The 20,576-nt window shown below is 30.8% G+C and carries 22 protein-coding genes and 1 pseudogene; 4 read left to right on the top strand and 19 right to left on the bottom strand.

What is annotated here, in order from left to right; genetic code table 11:
- Positions 1-122: 122 nt before the first annotated feature.
- The 11 genes and pseudogenes from LQ694_RS08645 to LQ694_RS08595 form a co-directional block, all read right to left on the bottom strand.
- Positions 123-500: pseudogene (locus tag LQ694_RS08645) on the bottom strand (YutD family protein); the annotation flags it as partial.
- Between the two features lie 12 nt (positions 501-512).
- Positions 513-1,430, bottom strand: coding sequence for a lipoyl synthase (gene lipA / locus LQ694_RS08640; RefSeq protein WP_025904395.1), 918 nt, complete (start codon positions 1,428-1,430; stop codon positions 513-515).
- 89 nt (positions 1,431-1,519) lie between these two features.
- Complete coding sequence (locus LQ694_RS08635) at positions 1,520-2,839, bottom strand: bifunctional metallophosphatase/5'-nucleotidase (RefSeq protein ID WP_065381028.1); 1,320 nt, start codon at positions 2,837-2,839, stop codon at positions 1,520-1,522.
- Between the two features lie 12 nt (positions 2,840-2,851).
- A complete protein-coding gene (locus LQ694_RS08630; RefSeq protein WP_049319807.1) occupies positions 2,852-3,673 on the bottom strand; it encodes a sulfite exporter TauE/SafE family protein in 822 nt (273 codons plus the stop codon).
- 11 nt (positions 3,674-3,684) lie between these two features.
- Positions 3,685-4,533: a DUF72 domain-containing protein gene (locus LQ694_RS08625; protein WP_096791197.1), complete on the bottom strand. Its 849-nt coding sequence runs from the start codon at positions 4,531-4,533 to the stop codon at positions 3,685-3,687.
- 298 nt (positions 4,534-4,831) lie between these two features.
- On the bottom strand, positions 4,832-5,464 hold the full coding sequence (locus tag LQ694_RS08620; RefSeq protein ID WP_135015671.1) for an ATP-binding cassette domain-containing protein: 633 nt from the start codon (positions 5,462-5,464) through the stop codon (positions 4,832-4,834).
- Positions 5,461-5,823, bottom strand: coding sequence for a YxeA family protein (locus LQ694_RS08615; protein ID WP_096791195.1), 363 nt, complete (start codon positions 5,821-5,823; stop codon positions 5,461-5,463). The genes LQ694_RS08620 and LQ694_RS08615 overlap by 4 nt, the downstream gene beginning before the upstream one ends.
- On the bottom strand, positions 5,823-7,826 hold the full coding sequence (locus LQ694_RS08610; protein ID WP_096791194.1) for a hypothetical protein: 2,004 nt from the start codon (positions 7,824-7,826) through the stop codon (positions 5,823-5,825). Before LQ694_RS08610 ends, LQ694_RS08615 begins: the two co-directional genes overlap by 1 nt.
- Positions 7,827-7,851: 25 nt before the next feature.
- Positions 7,852-8,145, bottom strand: coding sequence for a lactococcin 972 family bacteriocin (locus tag LQ694_RS08605; protein ID WP_058591500.1), 294 nt, complete (start codon positions 8,143-8,145; stop codon positions 7,852-7,854).
- A gap of 254 nt (positions 8,146-8,399) precedes the next feature.
- Positions 8,400-9,653, bottom strand: coding sequence for an N-acetylmuramoyl-L-alanine amidase (locus tag LQ694_RS08600; RefSeq protein WP_058612425.1), 1,254 nt, complete (start codon positions 9,651-9,653; stop codon positions 8,400-8,402).
- Positions 9,654-9,673: 20 nt separating this feature from the next.
- Positions 9,674-9,994 carry a phage holin gene (locus LQ694_RS08595; protein WP_077152208.1) on the bottom strand — a complete coding sequence of 107 codons (321 nt, stop codon included), beginning with the start codon at positions 9,992-9,994 and terminating at the stop codon, positions 9,674-9,676.
- Positions 9,995-10,136: 142 nt separating this feature from the next.
- Here LQ694_RS08595 and LQ694_RS08590 point away from each other — a divergent pair, with 142 nt between their 5' ends.
- Complete coding sequence (locus LQ694_RS08590) at positions 10,137-10,466, top strand: helix-turn-helix transcriptional regulator (protein ID WP_025904388.1); 330 nt, start codon at positions 10,137-10,139, stop codon at positions 10,464-10,466.
- A 31-nt stretch (positions 10,467-10,497) separates the two neighbouring features.
- Positions 10,498-10,962, top strand: coding sequence for an ImmA/IrrE family metallo-endopeptidase (locus LQ694_RS08585; protein ID WP_025904387.1), 465 nt, complete (start codon positions 10,498-10,500; stop codon positions 10,960-10,962).
- Between the two features lie 54 nt (positions 10,963-11,016).
- Here the strand turns inward: LQ694_RS08585 and dgoD are convergent, their stop codons facing one another.
- From dgoD to LQ694_RS08560, 5 genes are read right to left on the bottom strand one after another with little or no spacing between them, the layout of a single operon-like run.
- Positions 11,017-12,165, bottom strand: coding sequence for a galactonate dehydratase (gene dgoD, locus LQ694_RS08580; RefSeq protein ID WP_218696780.1), 1,149 nt, complete (start codon positions 12,163-12,165; stop codon positions 11,017-11,019).
- 14 nt (positions 12,166-12,179) lie between these two features.
- The gene (locus tag LQ694_RS08575; protein WP_371131715.1) at positions 12,180-12,788 is read right to left on the bottom strand and encodes a bifunctional 4-hydroxy-2-oxoglutarate aldolase/2-dehydro-3-deoxy-phosphogluconate aldolase; all 609 of its coding nucleotides are present in this window, start codon (positions 12,786-12,788) and stop codon (positions 12,180-12,182) included.
- A 31-nt stretch (positions 12,789-12,819) separates the two neighbouring features.
- On the bottom strand, positions 12,820-13,773 hold the full coding sequence (locus LQ694_RS08570; protein ID WP_058612421.1) for a sugar kinase: 954 nt from the start codon (positions 13,771-13,773) through the stop codon (positions 12,820-12,822).
- A 21-nt stretch (positions 13,774-13,794) separates the two neighbouring features.
- Positions 13,795-14,580 (bottom strand): SDR family NAD(P)-dependent oxidoreductase, encoded by a 786-nt coding sequence (locus tag LQ694_RS08565; RefSeq protein ID WP_218696782.1) that lies wholly within the window; start codon positions 14,578-14,580, stop codon positions 13,795-13,797.
- Between the two features lie 19 nt (positions 14,581-14,599).
- Positions 14,600-15,820 (bottom strand): ROK family transcriptional regulator, encoded by a 1,221-nt coding sequence (locus tag LQ694_RS08560; RefSeq protein ID WP_204200711.1) that lies wholly within the window; start codon positions 15,818-15,820, stop codon positions 14,600-14,602.
- Between the two features lie 232 nt (positions 15,821-16,052).
- On the opposite strand from LQ694_RS08560, the gene glcP reads away from it, so the two are divergent.
- Positions 16,053-17,420 carry a glucose transporter GlcP gene (gene glcP / locus LQ694_RS08555; RefSeq protein WP_218696784.1) on the top strand — a complete coding sequence of 456 codons (1,368 nt, stop codon included), beginning with the start codon at positions 16,053-16,055 and terminating at the stop codon, positions 17,418-17,420.
- Between the two features lie 52 nt (positions 17,421-17,472).
- Here glcP and LQ694_RS08550 read toward each other — a convergent pair whose 3' ends face one another.
- Entirely contained in the window at positions 17,473-18,066 is a 594-nt protein-coding gene (locus tag LQ694_RS08550; protein WP_218697472.1) for a DUF3885 domain-containing protein, read from the bottom strand.
- A 237-nt stretch (positions 18,067-18,303) separates the two neighbouring features.
- On the opposite strand from LQ694_RS08550, the gene LQ694_RS08545 reads away from it, so the two are divergent.
- Positions 18,304-18,813 (top strand): P-loop NTPase family protein, encoded by a 510-nt coding sequence (locus LQ694_RS08545; RefSeq protein WP_135015655.1) that lies wholly within the window; start codon positions 18,304-18,306, stop codon positions 18,811-18,813.
- A gap of 65 nt (positions 18,814-18,878) precedes the next feature.
- On the opposite strand, the gene LQ694_RS08540 is transcribed toward LQ694_RS08545, so the two are convergent.
- Positions 18,879-19,754 carry a DMT family transporter gene (locus LQ694_RS08540; RefSeq protein ID WP_218696785.1) on the bottom strand — a complete coding sequence of 292 codons (876 nt, stop codon included), beginning with the start codon at positions 19,752-19,754 and terminating at the stop codon, positions 18,879-18,881.
- Positions 19,747-20,532: a 2OG-Fe dioxygenase family protein gene (locus LQ694_RS08535; RefSeq protein ID WP_239771990.1), complete on the bottom strand. Its 786-nt coding sequence runs from the start codon at positions 20,530-20,532 to the stop codon at positions 19,747-19,749. The genes LQ694_RS08540 and LQ694_RS08535 overlap by 8 nt, the downstream gene beginning before the upstream one ends.
- Positions 20,533-20,576 lie beyond the last annotated feature (44 nt).

Below are 20,576 nucleotides of genomic sequence, written 5' to 3'. Positions count from 1 at the left end.
TTTCCGGGCTCTTTCGTTTATAAATAATCTTTTAAAGTATTTTTAGATGTAGGTTGTTCTTCAATTACGTCTTCTTCTATTTCTACTGTTTCAGCTTCTTGTTGTTTGTTTTGTTGCTCTTGTTTAGTGTTTTGTTGAATTGTTGGCTCTATTTTAACATCTTCTAATTTATGTTCTTCATCTATGAAAGTTGCTTCTTCTGCTGTTAATTTAGATATCTCAGATTTAGATAATCGTCTCAACACAAAATATTTACATCCAAAATTACAATACTCTAATATATAATCTTGAATAGCAGAGAATCGCTTATTTGCATCACTTTTTTTATTAGAATCATGATAAAAGCCTTTTAAACGAAGTTGCTCGTAACCAAAGTCACCAACAATAAAATCATATTTATCTAGAATTTCAGAATAACGTGATGTAAACTGTTCTTCATTGAAAGATTTCTGATCATCCTTAATCACTTCAAAATAGTTATTTTCTATTTTAGTTAACATTCAATCACCTTATTAGTTATTAAGTGCTTGTTCACCTAGAATATGTTTTTGTTTAGCAGCTTCATTAACTTGTTCATCTGCGTGATAAGAACTACGTACCATTGGACCAGCTTGGCAATGTTTAAAGCCTTTTTCCATAGCTACTTTTCTTAATTTACCAAATTCTAAAGGTGTGTAGTATTTTTGAACATTTAAATGTTTACGTGATGGTTGTAAATATTGACCGATTGTCATAATATCTACGCCGTTTGCACGTAAATCATCCATTGTTTCATAAATTTCTTCAACTGTTTCACCAAGTCCAACCATTAAGCTAGATTTAGTAGGAATATCTGGGTACATTTCTTTAGATCTTCTTAAAAATTCTAATGTACGGTCGTATTTTGCACGTGCTCTAACTCTTGGTGTTAAGCGTCTAACTGTTTCGATATTGTGGTTTAAAATATCTGGTTTAGAAGCCATTAATGTTTCTAATGCTTCATAACTACCACCCATATCTGATGGTAAAATTTCAATTGTAGTATATGGATTTAACTCTCTTACTTTACGTACTGTTTCTGCATAAACGTTAGAACCAGCATCTTTCAAGTCATCTCTTGCTACAGCTGTAATTACTACGTGTTTTAAGTTCATAAGTTGAACTGATTCTGCTACACGTTGTGGTTCATCTAGATCTAACTCATTTGGAAGACCTGTTTTAACTGCACAGAAACGACATGCTCTCGTACAAACTGCTCCTAAAATCATAAATGTAGCTGTACGTCTTTCTCCCCAACATTCGTGAATGTTTGGACATTTAGCTTCTTCACAAACTGTATGAAGATTCTTCTCACGCATCATTTTTTTCAAGCCTGTGTAGTTCTTATTCGTGTTTAATTTTATTTTTAACCAGTCTGGTTTACGTAATATTTCTTCATTTTTAGTAGCCATATACGTGAACACCCTTCTATTATTAATTTTCATCTTTATATATTATAACGAATATACATATAAATTTAAATGCTCATTACACTTTCTTTTTAAGTTGTAATAACTTTTGTACAAAAAATATTTCTTAAAAACTCTGGCATAATATAATTTACATTCATATCTTTCAATATTGGGAAGTATCTTCCGAATGTGTACATATCAATAGTACCGAGCTTATATTGTTCGTGATCTTCTATTTCTTTTCCATTCACGAAACATTGACCTGTAGACTCAATATAGCCGATATTTTTAAATACATATCCTCCAAATATATCTCCTCTAAAGCCAAATCCAAATGCCACTTCATCCATATAGGACTGTTCCATCGCTTTGTATATAATTTGTTTGAGTTCCGCGCCTCTTAAATCTACTGAAACAGTGTTTATAGGATGCGGTAACATTTGATGAATATCGTATTCTGTTAACTCATTACCCGTCTTACCTTTAACGATAAGACCTGCATTAATAATTGCACAGTCTGCTCCTGTAAATTCTAATACACTTTCGCATAATAAATCCGTTGTATAACTTGCACTGTTAAGACGACGTGGTAATGAAAAATTACCTTTAAGAATCGGTTTATTTAATAATGCCTTACCTTTTTCTTCATAATCATTTGGTACTTCTTCAATTAAGTCAGAATTAATAATTTCCGCTTCTTTATGAATAACTTTTTGATTTTCAATAACTAAATCTACTTTACCAACATAATGGCCATATTTACCAGCTGCAGCCATCAACACACCATTTTGTACTTCGCCATTCTCAAAGTAATGATGTGTATGTGCACCGAATATAACATCTACTTCTGGACATTCTTTGCAAATTTGCTCATCAAAGAAGATGCCGACATGACTTAATACGAGCAGTACATCATATGATTCTTCCACTTGCTCGATTTCGTTTTTTAAAGCAAGTAATGGTGACGTCACTTTCCAATCAAGTCTTTCATAAATATGATTAAATGGGGCTGTCAAACCAATCATACATACTTTAATACCATTAATATCTTTAACAACATGAGAAGTTATATGATTCGGTAAATTGCCATCTAAATCAAATAAATTACAACAAGTAACATCGAACTGAGCTTCATCATATAAGTGGTTCAAGGCATCATGAGATATTGTCATACCTTCATTGTTACCTATTGTTACAACATCTACGTGACTGTCATTTAAAATTTTAACATTTTCTCTACCTTGTGATGCTTCTGTTAAAGGATGAAACAAATCTATATGATCACCTATATCAATATATAGTGCATCATGCTGACAACGACTTCTTTCATCTTTAATATACTGAGATATTTTGGCATATGTATTTAAATGACTGTGTATATCATTTGTATGAAATATCGTGAGCTTCACAAATCCAACTCCTTATAAAACACTTTTTATAATCAAATATATACCTAAGATTAACATTGTAAATCTTAAAATTAAAACGACAGTATCTGACTTCATTCTACTATTTATTCTTACACCAATTTTTGCACCAAAGTAACTTGAAATAATCAATACAATCGCATGTACCCAAAGTACATTACCTTGCACAATGTGGCTGACTGAGCTTGATAAACTTGAGAAGAATATCATCATCATACTTGTACCAACAGCAACATGTGGTGGGAATCTAAATACAATAATCATCAATGGTGTCATCAGTGCACCACCACCAATACCGAATAAACCAGTCGTTACACCAACAATAAATGATGAAACAATAGCAACAAACGGTGGTACACCGTATTTATGGTGTTCACCATATCTATCTGTAAATGATTTTAAATACTTTTCTTGTTGGAAATACTTTATTGGTTTCACATGATTACGTATCATTAATACGATAGAAATAAAGATTAAGAAAATACCAAAGTACAAATTAAATGAATCTAAAGTAAAATACTTACTTAAATATGCACCAAGTAAAGCACCCGGAATAATACCAACTAAGAATATTAATCCATTTTTCACATCAACTTGCTTTGTTTTCAAATAGCCTAATGTTGCTGTTAAACCCGTCGTAATTAATATGACTGATGATGTACCAATCGCTCTTTGTGGTGTCATACCAGACAATAATTGATGATCTATACCGAAGTATACAAGTGAAGGAACAATAATAATTCCGCCACCAATTCCAACTAACGCCCCTAATATAGCAGACGATACACCTATAATAATTAACACTAAATATGCCATACCTGTCACCTCTAAAATAATTTAAGTTGCTTAGGCGCTAAACCTTCGTATTCTATATCTAATAACTTTTGGTAAGTTTTGGCATTTTGTGCAGCATGTCCACCAGAATTATTATTAAATACTACATAAACATCTTTCGCTTTATGCTCTAAAATTTTAACTTTATCAGCTAACTCTTTAAGTTCTGCTTCATTATAATCATATAAATATCTGACATCACGCCACTCTTGATCTGTCATATCTTTCTTCGTCCACCCGTTTACATTTCTACCATGATAACGAACGAAAGCAACATCATGCGTAATACGATTAATAAGTGGTATAGACCCTTCTCCACATTGCGGCTCATCACATACACTATGAATAAATTTCATTTCGGTTAAAAATTCCAACGTATACTCTTTAACATCTTCTTTAAACCAAGTACGATTACGGAATTCAATACAAACATCAAAATCTTTTAATTGCTCACGTACATAACGTAAATAATTAATATTTTGAGGTTGTAAATTAAACCAAGGTGGAAACTGTACGAGAATCATCGCTAACTTTCCTGATGCTTTCAACGGTGCCATCGAATCTTTAAATAAATTAAACAATGTCAATTTGTCCTCAGCAAAATCAGTAACCTCAGCATGACCTGTTAACGCCTGATGAATCTTAACAACAAACTTAAAATTATTAGGCGTTTCTCGAATCCATTTTTCGATATTTCGTTGCGGTTGAATCGCATAATAAGTTGCATCTAATTCCACAATAGGGAAATGAGCAGCATATGCTTTTAACTTATCTTTTTTATTAGACAGGTCCTCATATAAAGAATCATGATCTCCCCATCCAGTTAGGCCTATTTTTATCATATCTCATCACCATACCCATCATACCACACAGAGTATTTATAGTTCAGTTTGTTTGATTAAAATTATGTAAAACTATGAATGTGCAGTAAAGAATTGTATGTCGTTCGTTACACTTCGACCGACTTTTGTTACTATAGCCCGCCTTAGTTACACTTCCTACGACTTTTGTTACTATGGAAGCCCTTAGTTACACTTCCACAGACTTTTGTTACTAAATCCACCATACTTTACAACTCAAAAAAATAACGGCTATGACAAACTATAATGTCCTAGCCGTTTTATATGTGTATCAACTCATTCATGTAGCAAGTTGTATATTTCTATCACAATATTTCATAACTTCCTCGTCATGCGTAACAATTAATATAGTAGATTTACCTTTAAATTCTGATAAAAGTTCAAGTATTTTATATTTATTATCGTTGTCTAAAGCACCTGTTGGCTCGTCTGCAAAAATTATTAGAGGTTCTTTTAATAGTAACCTAGCAATTGCAACTCTTTGTTGTTCTCCTCCACTTAATGTATAAATTTTAGTATTAAGTGGTTTATTTAATCCTACTTTTTTCATGACATCATTTTTCAATACTTTTTTCTGTGATTTACTCAATTTTTTATAAGTTAGTACGATGTCCAAATTATATTCAATCGTTTCATGTGTGATAAGTGCGTAGTTTTGAAACAAATAGCCTAACTTATTTCGATATAAAAGCATCTTATGTTTACGTTTCATCTTAGTTATGTCATCACCATCAATATAAATAGTACCACCATCAATTTTTTCTAAGCCACACATACAACCCAATAAAGTAGATTTTCCCGAACCACTTCTCCCAGTTATGGCGACCATTTCACCTTTATTAATATTCAGACTCAAATCACTAAATAAATTAACACCATTAAATTGTTTTCTTAAATTAATTACACGGATCATTGTTTAATCATCTTCTCATACTCAGATTTACTAATATATTCTATAAAATAAACCCATTTACCTTTGTGATCGATTTTGACATATTGTTCAGAAGGGCTATGACCTTTAAAGTCCAATAAGTAGTTGTTTTTATGACCATTTTCATCATAAGATTCAATATCTTTATAATCTTGGATATTTATAATTTCTTGTTTACTTAAATGTTCAGCATCGCTACTATATGGAACCTTAGCATAACTCCAACCTCTTTTAACAAAGGGATTTACTACATCCAATTTTTCATCAATATTTTTCATCGTAAATAAAATTATACAAATTATCATAATGATTGTTATTAATGTATAAATTAACTTTTTCATTATTGAGTCTCACCTCTTCTTGCATCTTTCAACAAATGATATTCATATCGATTAATAAAAATCATGACAGAAAGTAATTCGAATAGAATAATTGAAATCATTAATTTGAATGAAATTTCTACAATATCAAAAAAATTCACAATAAATAATGCTATAAATGTAGAAAGTAAACTATTTATAACAAAACTTATATGCTTTTTAAAAAAAGAATCTCCATGAATAGTTCTTACAAATATCACTTTTTTCTCTCTATCACAATAAATATTAATAGTAAATAGATATACTGAAATTAATATTATGATTCCTAGTATAGAGGTAGTAACAGAAACAAATAGATTACGTTTTATTTTATTATATTCAGTCAATACACTACTATAAGCATTAGTCAAACCTTGAATTTCTGAATCAAACTTATTATGATCTAGTTTACTTTTAATTAGATCATAATCATTAAAGAGCAATAACCCTTGTGATGTAACAGAACTATAAAAAGAAATTGGATAATAACCTTTAGGTAATATTATTATTACTGGATTATAAGATATAACCTCTTTACTATATACACCTGTACTATAGTTAAATAAATTATAATTATTTTTTATTTTATGAACTTTGATATCTAGATACCTTTCTTTATTAGGAACTTTCTCAATTTCATCATAAAATTCAATCTCTTCTTGTAAATCTTTTTTTATTTTATTTATATTCTCTTTGGAAAATCCTTTATCAGGAATTAGTGCTGTAATTTTCGAAAAATCTACTGATTCTTTGTTTTCTATATTAATTTTATTTCTATCAATAAAAGTCTTATTTACATAGATAGCATTATCTAAATCATATTTCTCCCCAGATTGTTTCCAATTATAATGTCTATGAAATGTAAGCATCCAATTCTTTTCAGGAATTTTGTTTAATAAATTTATCACTTCTTGATCTGAATATTTAAACTGTTTCTTACTTGTTTCTATTTCATTTGTTGTCAATTCAGCAATATATAAATCTTTATTCTTAAACCAATGCTTTTCACTGTTCACAATGTCAATCGCTTCTATGTAGTTATGTATTGAAATCGATATAACATTGAGTAAAGTTAAAGTCACTATTAACTTAATTATATTTGGCAAGTATTGAAACCTATTGCCGACACCTTCAAATTTTATATATTTTTGAATATTAAAAGTTTGTTTAGATACTAGCCAGTAAGACATTAGCGATACCATAATTAAAATAATATAGAAAATTACTACACAAATTAAATATGACCAAAAAATATATCTAATTTGTGCCAATTGATTATATAAATATAATCCAATAGTTACTATTAAAGTTATTATTATGAAATGTGAAACAAAGATTTTTGTAATTTTTAATAATTGTAAAGCTATAATTTTTGCCGATGTGAATCCATGTATTCGTTTAATAGACATTTCTTTCACTGAAGCAAGTTGATCATATAAAATAGCTATGAAAATTATTACTAATAAAATTATGAAAGTAGAAGGTAATTGATGGGTACTTATATATTCCAATATTATTAAATGTAATGGAAATTCATAATCTTTAGTAGTTAAACCTTTTTCTTCTAATGTTTCATAAAAATCACTCTTGGGATTCTCTTTTATAAAAAAAGTTGTTCCAACCAAATTTAATTTACCCAAAATTTTATTATCTGGTTTTATAATTTGATATTTCTTGTTACGATTAAATGCTTTTTCATTAAAATTAAGTTTCTCGTTCAAATTATATTGAGATAAATATTTAGTTTTACCATTATCATCATAATTCCCATTTACTCGAATCATCGAAATATTATGTTCAGTAGAAAGCTTAACTAATAACCTATTTATTTCTTCTTTATTATGTTTCTTGTCCCACTTTTCTATGACTAATGCCTTGTTGTATCCTGGCAATTTAATATCATCTATATAATTATAAAAATTTAAGAATATAAAAGTTATAATACAGAATATAAGAAATATAGTTATCTTTGTAATTTTCTTCATTTAATAGCCTCATTAATAAAATTCATTAATAGAAGCCGTAATATGCTTTATTTACTTTCCAAATTTGCCAACCTGGTCGTTTTTGAGCCGATACCTTAGACCATCTTCCTTTAGGTGTATAACCTGAAGTAGCCCAATAACGCCCTCTTACACTCGTATAATGTGTTTTCTTTCCATGGTAATAATTAGACCATACATATTGACTTGAAACACCATAATTCCATGTACCACCATCAACATTAACTTGGTATGCTTTAACAATCCCTGCACCAGAAGCAATTATAATTGTTAATAATAATGTTATAAAAAATTTTTTCATTAATAAACACTCCCATTTTTCAAAATTCAAGACGCCTTAAGAATAATATATTTAATTCATAATATTCTGTCAATTGCTTTTTATACAGTTTTTTACATTTAAAACCCTCGCTATTTGTTTGTTGATAGCGAGGGTTTTGTGGTATATTTAATTTATTCGGATACCTTACATAATTTTATTTAATGATGGCCGTCATTGTATAATTTTTATGGTTAAGGTATTTTTTTCTGTGTTTTTATTCATTGTTTTGTCTCCTATTTTAATTTCAATACTTGTCCGATTTGTATGACATCTGATGTTAATCCGTTCAATTTCTTTAATGTTGCTACGGTAACGCCTGTTTTTTGACTGATACTCCACAGTGTATCTCCTGCTACGACTGTATATGTTGTTGGATTTGTATTGAGGGCACCGCCGTTAATGGCTTCTGCTAATGATTTTGTATATGCATTTAAATTATTTTTAATGTAATTCATATCTTTTGTTGAGGTAATAAACCCTAACTCTACTAATCGGTAATTGATATATTCTGCTTTAGCAACGTTACAATGTAATAGGTCACTTCTTTCTGTAATGCCTCTAATAGTACCTACATGTTTTTTCACGGCTGCTTGTAATGCTTTATCAATACTGTCTGCTGCTAATCCACTTGGAATAATAACATGACCTCCTGTAGCTGATGCGGCTGCTGAATCTAAATGAAATTCTACTACAATTTCATAACCTTGTGATTTAACCCAGTATAATCCGTAATCTTTTTTATTTCCGACCTGATTACCGTATGCTGTATCTTGATACATATCTTGGTCTTTGCCGTATACTGCAACTGTATGGCCTGCTTGTTTTAAATAATTTGCTACTCTGTCTACGATATTTGCTCTAATAAAATCTCTTTCATTTGTTCCATTTCCTACTGCGCCTGGATCATTATATCCATGCCCTGCTACAATCATAATTTTTCTACTCATTTTAACGGCTCCTTTATTGTTAGATTGATCTAATTTTTGATTAAGTTTGGATATGTCATAATTTTCAATTGGCATACCACTGCACACTCTTGTTACTTCTTTAGAAATATTTTCGCCTTTTTGACGTAATTGGATATGCAAATGTTCACTCATCGGATTATTGTCATAATTACTATTGCCTTGTAATCCAATAATGTCACCTTGAATGACTTTATCACCTTTAGAAAATTGCAATGAATCTCTTTGCATATGTCCATAAATCCAATCATTGCCATTATTATCTCTAATTTCAATTGTGCCTCCGAAATTACCAAATGGTTCACTTAATATAACTGTTCCACTAGTAACTGCTGGAATTTGATTCGTTTCATTACTATAGACATCAAATGCTCTATGATAACCACTACAATAGGCATCATAATTTATGCCATCTTCTGTGTAATTTCTATATCCATAGTTTTTCGGGTATTGATCGTACGTTCTTGGGTCTGATGAAATTTCCCATCCTTTTTTAGTTAAATATGTTATAGCTGTTAACATTCAATCATCCTTTCTTATTTTTATTTCTTACCAGATTGTTTTAAGAACTTTTCTTGTTCTCGTGATTGATTTGTAAAAATGAATGTGTTTTTCCAAATACCATAAAGCACAAATATGATAGGTATCCCTGTGTTTAATACGCTCATCCATGCATTTAACCTTTGAGGGTTCAACCATTCTACCGAAATTCCAGATGCATTCAATGCTAAATATAGTGCACCTAAGAACCCACCTATCATTGCGATAAATTGTTTAACTTTGTCTGGATCAATTGGGATTCTGTTATCTTCTTCGGAATAATTCAAATTTACTTTATCTGTTTTGAAGTTCATTTTAACCATCTGTATCACCTCCTTGGTTACACTATAATACAACTTTCGGTTGACGTCAATAACTTTTAGTTATATTTTTCTGCAAAATTATTGATAAATTGTAACTATAGGTTATAATAATAGTATCAATCATATAAGGAGCGGGAAACTTATGGTGTCTCAAAATAAACTCTCTGAACAAATAAGTTTATTAAGAACTAAAAATGGATGGACGCAACAAAAATTAGCAGATGCGTTACAAGTTTCAAAACAATCCATTTCATATTGGGAAACAGGAAGAAAAGCACCAAAGATGAAGAAAATAGAAGAAATGGCAAAGTTATTTGACGTGAGTGTCAGTTATATTTTAGACGGGGAAGCTAAACAAACTTATAACTCTACTGCAGAAACGATTGCCGCACATTTAGATGGAGAATTAACAGAAGAAGAATTGAAGAAAGTATTAGAATATGTTGATTTTCTAAAGCATCAAAACAAATGATTTATTAAACGGATAATATGGTGGGGATAATTTGAATAGATATGAAAAAACACTTATCAATAATGAACACATCGTGATTAAAGAAACAAGTAACCTTCCGAATCAACTGAAAGGTTTATATGTAGATGGATTAATTTTATTGAAAGATGATTTATCTAACAAAGAAAAGTTAGAAGTGCTAGGAGAAGAGTTAGCCCATCATGATATATCTTATGGAGATATTCTCGATACAAGTGAATTATGGAAATGGAAATTTGAGCATAAAGCAAGAAGATTAGGATTTGAAAAAATTATACCCCTAAAAAGTATTGTGCAAGCATACCAATCAGGTGTCCATAATAAATTTGAACTGAGTAATTATTTAGACGTATCTGAAGGTTATATAGATGAAGCTTTAGAACATTACAAACAAAAATATGGATTAAGCACATGGTATGATCATTATTTAATAAAGTTCAACCCACTTCAAGTTTATGAATATAGAGAAATCAATTAAAGGCTGAGACGTCATTGTCTCAGCCTTTAATCATGTTATGAACAAACGTTATATTTACCATTCTGCAATGCTTCCATCTTTATGTCTCCAAATTGGGTTATGCCAATCATGCCCGACTTCCGCCATTTTTCTAACATGTGCTTCATCAATTTCTACACCAAGGCCAGGATTTTTAGGCATATCTACATATCCATCTTTAAACTCAAATACTTCTTTGTTCGTAATATAATCTAAAATATCACTGTCTTTATTGTAATGAATGCCTAAGCTTTGTTCTTGAATAAAAGCATTGTGACAAGTTGCATCCACTTGTAGACATGATGCTAAAGCGATAGGTCCAAGTGGACAATGAGGTGCAGCACCTACATCATAAGCTTCTGCCATAGAAATAATTTTTTTACATTCTGTTATACCACCAGCATGTGATAAATCAGGTTGAATGATATCGACAAATCCACTTTCTAAAATAGGTTTGAAATCCCATCTTGAAAATAGTCTTTCCCCAAGAGCTATAGGGATCGTTGTCGTTTGACTAATTTCTCTAACCGCTTCTATATTTTCACTTAACACTGGTTCTTCTATAAACATTGGATTGTATGGCTCTAATTTTTTCGCTAATACTTTAGCCATTGGTTTATGAACACGCCCGTGAAAATCAATTCCAATACCTAATTGATTGCCAACCGCTTCTCTAATGCCAGCTACACGTTGAACAACACTTTCTATCTTGTCATAACTATCTATATACTGTAATTCTTCTGTTGCATTCATTTTGATTGCTTCAAAGCCATTTTCAAAAGCTTTTTTAGCAGCGTTTGCAGTATCTTGAGGTCTGTCACCACCAATCCATGAATATACTTTCATAGATTCTCTACATGCCCCTCCTAATAATTCATGAACAGGTGCATTATAATATTTACCTTTAATATCCCACAATGCTTGATCTATACCTGAAATGGCACTCATTAAAATTGGACCACCTCTATAAAAGCTACTTCTATACATCATATTCCAGTGATCTTCAATATTTAAAGGATTCTTGCCAATCAACTGTTGCATAAATTCATCAACCGCTGCACCAACAGTCTGAGCTTTACCTTCAATTACTGGTTCACCCCATCCGACGATACCTTCGTCTGTCGTAATTTTTAGAAACAACCAACGCGGTGGTACTTGAAACAACTCATAGTCTACAATCTTCATGTTAGCACTCCTCTTTAATGTACTTTGTTATAAAATGCTTGTGCTTTTTGTTCTAGTTCTTCAAAATACGCTTTATTCGTTTCTACTTTCGTATTTACTAAAGCACTTCCTAAACCGACGCCAACAGCTCCCGCTTTAATAAAGTCTGTAACATTGTCTATACTCACACCACCTGTTGGTAAAAGTGGGATATGTGGTAATGGACCTTGTAAATCTTTAATATATTCAGGACCTAAACTTGTTGTTGGAAAGACTTTAATAATATCTCCACCGTATTCATAAGCTTCTAAAATTTCTGTTGGTGTCATAGCACCTGGTATACTTACGGCACCATATTTTTTACTCATGCGAATCGTTTCTTTATCAACTGTTGGCGACAATATAAACGTTGCACCACTTAAAATAGCTAACCTTGCCGATTCTGCATCTAAGACTGTACCTGCTCCGACTACAACTTTACCCTTCATTTCATTAGAGATTAGTTCAATAGATTCTAACGCTTTAGGTGAATTCATCGTAACCTCAATCGCACGAATACCTGCTTTATATAACGTTTCTACGATTGGTAAAATATCATTGGGTTTTGCATTTCGTAAAATTGCGATTAATTTAGTTTCTTGGATTGTTTGTAATGTATCTATTTTAGACGCCTCCTTATCTAATTACATCATCTACATGACCTGTATGTTTCATTTGTTCAATTTCTTCTTTAGTTGGTAATCCTTCAACATCACCTTTAACCGTTGTCACGAGTGCACCTGCATTACAAGCCTGTTCAGTCGCTTCATGAATGGACAATCCTTCGATAATACCTGCGATTAAACCTGCCGCAAAGCCATCTCCAGCACCAACAGGATCAACGACTTCTATTTCTTTTGAAGCTTTTGCATAACCTGAAATATCGTTATGTACATAGTAAGCACCTTTACTTCCTAATTTAACAACTACAGTTGATGCACCTAAATTAATAATTTCTTGTGCGATTTTTTCTTCAGATTGTGTATTGAATAAAAATGCCCCTTCACTCGTTCCTGGCAACACAATATCGCTTAAAGCGATTAATTGTTTTAATGTCTCTTTCGCTTCATCTTCAGACCATAATTTGAGTCTTAAGTTTGGATCGAAAACAATTTGTAATCCTAATGATTTTGCTGTCGAAATGAGTTTAAATATTGTTTGTTTACAAGATGCACTTAAAGCAGGCGTAATACCTGTTACATATAAATATTTAAATTGAGCGACATAACTTTCATCTATATTTGCTTCAGACATTAGACTAGCTGCTGAACCTTTTCTATAATAATGAACGCGTGTTTGATCTTGTCGAAATTTCTCTTTAAGAAAAATGCCAGTTGGTGCTTCAGATATTAATTTTACAGAATCTACATTAATACCTTCACCACGAACAAAATTTAAAATCTTCTGCCCTAATTCATCATTTCCTAATTGACTGATCCAGCCAGTTTTTACACCAAGCTTTTCTAATCCAATAAGCGTATTTGTTTCAGCCCCAGCTATATGCGTTGAAAAGTCTTGAGCATAACGCATTGGTCCTACTTCTTTAGGTGCAAACACAACCATCGTTTCTCCAATAGACAATACATCCATCTTCATGACCCTCCTTATAACTTAATAGCCGTCTGCGTTGTATAAACGTGCAGATAAACCACCATCAATGACTAAGTGTTCACCTGTCATCATTTCAGAATCATCAGATGCTAAATATTGCGCTAATTTACCAATATCTTCTGGTTCATTAATTCTTGATGTCGCGTGTAAATCTAAGACGCCTTGTCTCACTTCATCTTCGTTTTCCATTGAATCAAACCAATTTTTTAAATGTGATGTGTTTGTAAATCCTGGACATATCGCATTTACACGAATATTGTATTTACCTAAACTTAATGCCATACCTCGTGTCATTGCATTAACGCCACCTTTAGCGGCAGCATACATATCAGTATCAGGTAAAGTCGCGATTGAATGGTTTGAAGAAATATTGATAATTGAACCGCCACCTTGTTTCTTCATTTCAGGGATGACATGTTTCGAACATAAGAATGTTCCTCTTAAATCAATATTGATAATAGAATCCCAATCTTCAACTGTTGCTTCTTCAATTGATTTAAACACTGTGATACCTGCATTATTAACAAGCGTGTTGATTTTTCCATAATGATTCACTGTTTCGTTAACCATATTAATAATGCTTTCTTCTTTAGATACATCTGTTTCAACAAAGTATGCGTCGCCAGCGTTATCGATTATTTCTGCAACTGTTTCTTTACCAAACTCTGGATCAATTGTAGCAACGACAATCTTTGCTCCTTTACTGCCAAGTTGTTTTGCAATACCTTTACCGATACCTTTTCCTGCGCCAGTTACAATAATGACTTGTTCATTTAATTCACTCATTTATAATTCCTCCTTATATTCATTTATTTGGTTTAGGTAATGAGAATATTTCTTCTACTATTAAAGATGCTGCACCAATCGTGTATAAATCGTCCCCTAAAGCAGAAGTTACAATTGGCGTCTTTTTCGCATCTTCACCCATTACTTTTAACCGAATGATTGCTTTAATTTCTGGTAGTAAGACATGACTAATTTTCGTTAAACTACCACCTAATACTATAAATTTTGGTCCAAATAAATTGATTAATATTGCGAAGCCTAAACCAAGGTTTCTACCAACTTCTTTAGCAATTTGGACACATAATTCATCGCCTTGATTCACTGCCTCATAAAAATCTACAATACTTAATTCATCAATTTCAGACTGCATATTTAATATTTGACTTTTACGACCAATTTTTAATTGACGCTTAATCATTTTTAAAATTGCTGTTTCTGAAGTCAACGTTTCTAAACAGCCATAGTTACCACAAGAACATAATGGACCGTCTGGATCTATTGTGACATGTCCAATTTGACCTGTAATATGATGATTGCCTTTTAAAATCGATCCATTATTGATAATACTTGCACCAACACCATAGTCTACGATGACCGAGATAAAGTTTGTTTCTTCTTTACCCTGACCAAACCACATTTCCGCAAGTGCTGCACTATTACAATCATTATCAATTACGACCATCAAGTCTGCTTCAGATTCTAATATCGATTTAATTTCGATATTTCTCCATCCTAAGTTTGGCGCAAAGATATTTGTACCATTTTGAGTATCGACCAACCCGTGCATACCTACTCCAATACCAAGTACTTCAATTTGTTGTGCTGAATATTCTTCTGCAATTAAACGAATTTCTTGTCCTAAATAAACAATCATGTCATTCGGACCTTTTTGTAAATCCATTTCTATTTGTTTCTCAAATAAGATTTCTGCTCTCAAATTACTGACAATTATACTCGTTCTATATGCACCAATTTCTAAACCAATCATCACTTTTTTCTCTTTATTAATATCAAGTGGTATCGGTTGTCTGCCTCTAACTTTTCTTTCCATTGCCTTCTCTTCTATCCATTGTTCATCAATTAATATTGAAACAATTTCTGAAACTGAAGGTCTTGATAAATCAATTCTATTCGCAATTTCTACTCTAGAGATTGGTCCATACTTTTGAATCGTCCTTAAAACAAGTTGCTTATTATAATCTTTCATTAAATTAATATTGATCCGAGATGATTGCTTCACGACAACCCTCCTTAACTTTAAGTAATTTATAATAACTAAAATAAATATTTTTATTCGTATTTTACTTGATTTTCTATTTGAAAAGGCTTACATTAATAATTAAATCAGATTCAAAGAGTAATTACAACTTTTTTTAGTTATCTTAAATAATCAAATAACTTCAACGAGCTCCAAACTTTTATTTTAACTAAAGTTTCTGATGGCGTTATTCAAATTACATGGGGGTAATAAAATGGAAGCAAGCAATTATAGAACGAAGTTAATTTTCTTCCTAGGTGCTTTAGGTGGATTGCTTTACGGATATGACACGGGTGTTATATCTGGCGCGCTGCTTTTTATAAAAAATGATATACCACTCACAAGTTTCACTGAAGGTTTAGTCGTGAGTTCAATGTTAGTCGGTGCAATATTTGGCTCAGGATTCAGTGGACCACTATCGGATAAACTCGGTCGAAGAAAGCTCGTATTTGTTATTGCGATTGTCTTTATCGTCGGTGCATTAATTCTATCATTAGCACAATCAATGGTTATCCTAGTCATAGGTAGATTTATAATCGGATTAGCAGTCGGAGGCTCTACTGCAATCGTGCCTGTCTATTTATCAGAAATGGCACCAACTGACACGAGAGGTTCTTTAAGTTCATTAAACCAACTGATGATTACTATCGGGATTCTCGCTTCATATTTAGTTAACTATGCTTTCGCAGATATGGAGGCTTGGAGATGGATGGTTGGATTAGCAGTTGTCCCTTCTGTCATCTTAATGATCGGTGTTTACTTTATGCCAGAGAGCCCTAGATGGTTACTTGAACATAAAAGTGAAAAAGCCGCTAGAAAAGTTATGGCAATTACAAGAAAACAATCAGAAATTGATAAAGAAATTGACGAAATGAAAGAAATCATTCATATATCAGAAAGTACATGGACAGTCTTAAAATCTGTTTGGCTAAGACCCGTACTTGTTATAGGCTGTATATTTGCACTACTCCAACAAATCATCGGTATTAATGCCATCATTTATTATGCACCAACAATCTTTAGTAAAGCAGGTTTAGGAGATGCAACAGCTATTCTTGGAACAGTCGGCATCGGATCAGTCAATGTTATCGTAACGATATTTGCAATATATATAATGGATAAAATTGACCGTAAAAAACTACTCATTACAGGTAATATCGGTATGGTTAGTTCATTACTTATTATGGCGACACTCGTATGGACAATTGGATTACATTCAACAGTCGGCGCATGGATTATTGTCGCATGTTTAACATTGTTCATTGTCTTCTTCGCATTCACTTGGGGACCAATCTTATGGATCATGTTACCAGAACTATTCCCAATGAGAGCAAGAGGTGCAGCAACAGGAATTGCGACATTATCATTATCAATAGGTAGTTTATTAGTCGCACAATTCTTCCCACTTCTCACATCAGTTATGGGAATCGAACAAGTATTTCTAATCTTTGCAGTCATCGGTATACTTGCAATGATATTTGTCATTAAATACTTACCAGAAACAAGAGGCAGAAGCCTTGAAGAAATCGAAGTAGACTTAAGAAATAGAACATCATCCGTTACATTATCTAAAATTGATTAAAGTATTGAAAAACCCCGTAGAAATTCTACGGGGCTTTCTTTATCTGGTAGTATTATAAATCCAAAATTAAGTGACTATACTTCTTAGAATATAATAGATAATCTTCACTATTATAAAAAACTAACCAAAGACCTCTATCATCATATAAATGGTATATTAAGTTTTTAGTATTATTGATTATATATATTTCTGAATAATTATAGTCCTGATTAATATTTGGAACTAATCCTTTAAAATCTTGATTGGATATAGCCTTTAATAGCTTTTTATATTTTATATCTTTCCTGGAACATTTATATGAAAACTCCTCACACATAATATTATCATCATTCGTTTTTATGTATTCTTTAAAATAAGATAATTCATCTATAGTTAACGAAGTGAAATTCTTTATAATATTCGTTTTTTTGTAAGGCTTATTATAAACATATACAACATGAACTAAATTTAAAGAATCTGATGGTGAAAATAATTCTTCAAAAATGTTTATTGCATTTTTATATACAGTTAAAAAATAATCATTGTTAATAGTGACACCATCTTCTAAAAGTTGATACTTATCATCACTTAAATTTAAATGAATAGCTTTTTGTAAATCTCCAAAATTTAATAATTTAATCTCCACGCTATCTGCATCAAAGTACATCATATTCAGCACCTAACTTCCTTTAACTATTTAAATGAATCTTCAAATATTAACGCATTACTATTCAATAAATAAATATAAATACCTTTAATAATCGAGCATTACTAATTCATATCATTCATTAAATTACAAATAATGTCAATGTTCGTTTTGTATTTTTTAATATGAACAAATAGGTTATGATATAATAATAAATTATAAAATGAATATAGAATTTCTGTTTGGGTGTGAGATCATATGAAGAAAGTCGTTATACTTGGTTCAAGTGGTTCCGGAAAATCATATCTATCTAAAAAACTATCTAGAGAATTAAATATTGAAGTGTATCATTTAGATAATTTAATGAGAAAATCAGACTGGAAACCTGTTAGTTATAAACAAAAGTGTGATATACAAAAGAAAATACTTAGTAATGATAATTGGATCATTGAAGGTAATTATACTAACATTCTAGATGAAAGATTATTAGAAGCTGATACTATCATCTTTTTAAATATTAATAAGTATAAATGTATTTTTAATGTAATTAAAAGAACATTTATCTATAGAAATAATGATAGACCAGATAAGCCATACAATGCAATTGATAAATTAAACTTACATCTATTGATATGGACGTGGAATTTTGATAAAAATGAAAAACCTGTCATTATAAAAAAAGTAAATAAGTTTAGTAAAACAAAACGCATAATCATATTAAATACTATTAAAAACATTAATAATTACTTTAATAATGTTACAAAATAGATAAACAGCTATAAGATTTGATTTAATAATAATTTCAAAAAACTCTCATTTAAATGAGAGTTTTTTTAATTTCTTTCTTTTACTGATGTTAGAGTTACTCCAATAATAGTTATAATACCGCCAATTATAGCTAATTGTGACGGTATCTCTTGTAGTATCAAATAAGATAATATTAATGAAATAACTGGTGTTAAATAAAGAGATATTGTGGCTTCAGATGTACCAATTTTCTGTATTGTATAAGCTAAAGCAATATATGGAATCACACTAGGAAATATACCTAGATATATGACAGCTAAAATAGAAATATTACTTGCTGAATGTAATTCATTAATTGCATCAGGTAAAAATATAATTGTAAATATCGTACCAGAGATAATCGTATAAATTGTAAAAGGAATAAAACCATATTTATTCAAAAACTTATTTTGAAAAACGAAGTAAATGCTCTCACCTAACGAGGCAATCAGAACTAAAATAACCCCATACCCCATTATTTTATTATTGCCACTACTTAAGCTTAATAATCCAACTCCCAAAAAAGCAATACATGAACCATACCATGATTTTTTTGTAAATCTTTCTTTTAAAAAATACTTTGCAAGTATAGCTGAAAAAATTGGAGTAGTTGAAACCAATAAACTTGCTACGCCAGCACTAATATAATATTCACCAATACTTAATGCCACATGATAGATAGTAAATCCACTAAATCCAAGCAAAATTATTAATGGGATATCCTTTTTTTCAGGAAGTGGGTATTTTTTTATAACTGCAAATACTATTAACACTATTGAGGCAATAAATAATCTTATCGCAGATAAATTCTCAGCTTTAAAATCTACAAGAGCAAATTTAATCATTGGAAATGCAGAAGCCCATAAAATAATGGTTAATGAAAAAGCGAATAATATATACTGATTAGTTTTAAATTTATTCATCGATATTTGCAACAACTGTTTGTTGAAAATCAATAAGTATTACAGATCTAACTGCCTCATCATCACCATTATTCTTTTCAACTGGACTAACATAATGACTAACTTTAGGATCATATACTCCATAGGATTCAAGAGGATTAATAATTTCGAATACTTCAATTATTTCTTCATTATCAATATCATCTGGTTTTTTTCCCGCAGAGGCAGGAAAAGCAATGACATTTCTACCACCTGTTACATTACGTCTCTCTATTAGATGCGCAAAAGTAAATGGCTCTCCATCTTGATGTAAACAATTTGGAGATGAAACTGCCTTTTCTCCATTTTTTTTAACGCTTAATTTTACAAAATGTATACCTACATGTATAGGCAAAATTTTGTCTTTTTCATCCCAAAAAGTTTCATTATAGTCATGTGTTATAATTTTGTTAAGTAATTTATTATTTTTCATAGTTTTACTCAGTGAATGAAATTCTCTATATGCACTTAAATGTTCTGGATTATATTTACCTTGAAAATAAGCAGAATATTCAACGTTATCTTTATTAATAGTTGGTAACCATACTATTTCTCCTGTTTGTGGTAGTATTATAGCTCTAGAATATCTTCTATATCTATTACCATTCCCTCCGTATTCATCAATTGGTAAATCATTAAAGTATTCCAATAATTCATTATAATCATGCTCAATACCTTCATATTTCAAATCCTTAAACAAATCATATCTTGCATAACTATTCTTTTTGATTAAACTCATTTTATCCACTCTTTTCTTCATAAGATATTCTTATATTAAGGAAAATAATGTAAAATAAGTACAAC

The sequence above is a fragment of the Mammaliicoccus sp. P-M58 genome (genome assembly GCF_022386165.1).
Taxonomy (GTDB): Bacteria; Bacillota; Bacilli; order Staphylococcales; family Staphylococcaceae; genus Mammaliicoccus; species Mammaliicoccus sciuri.
Note: the sequence above shows the minus strand (reverse complement) of the source record. Positions and strands in the feature narration are given on the sequence as shown.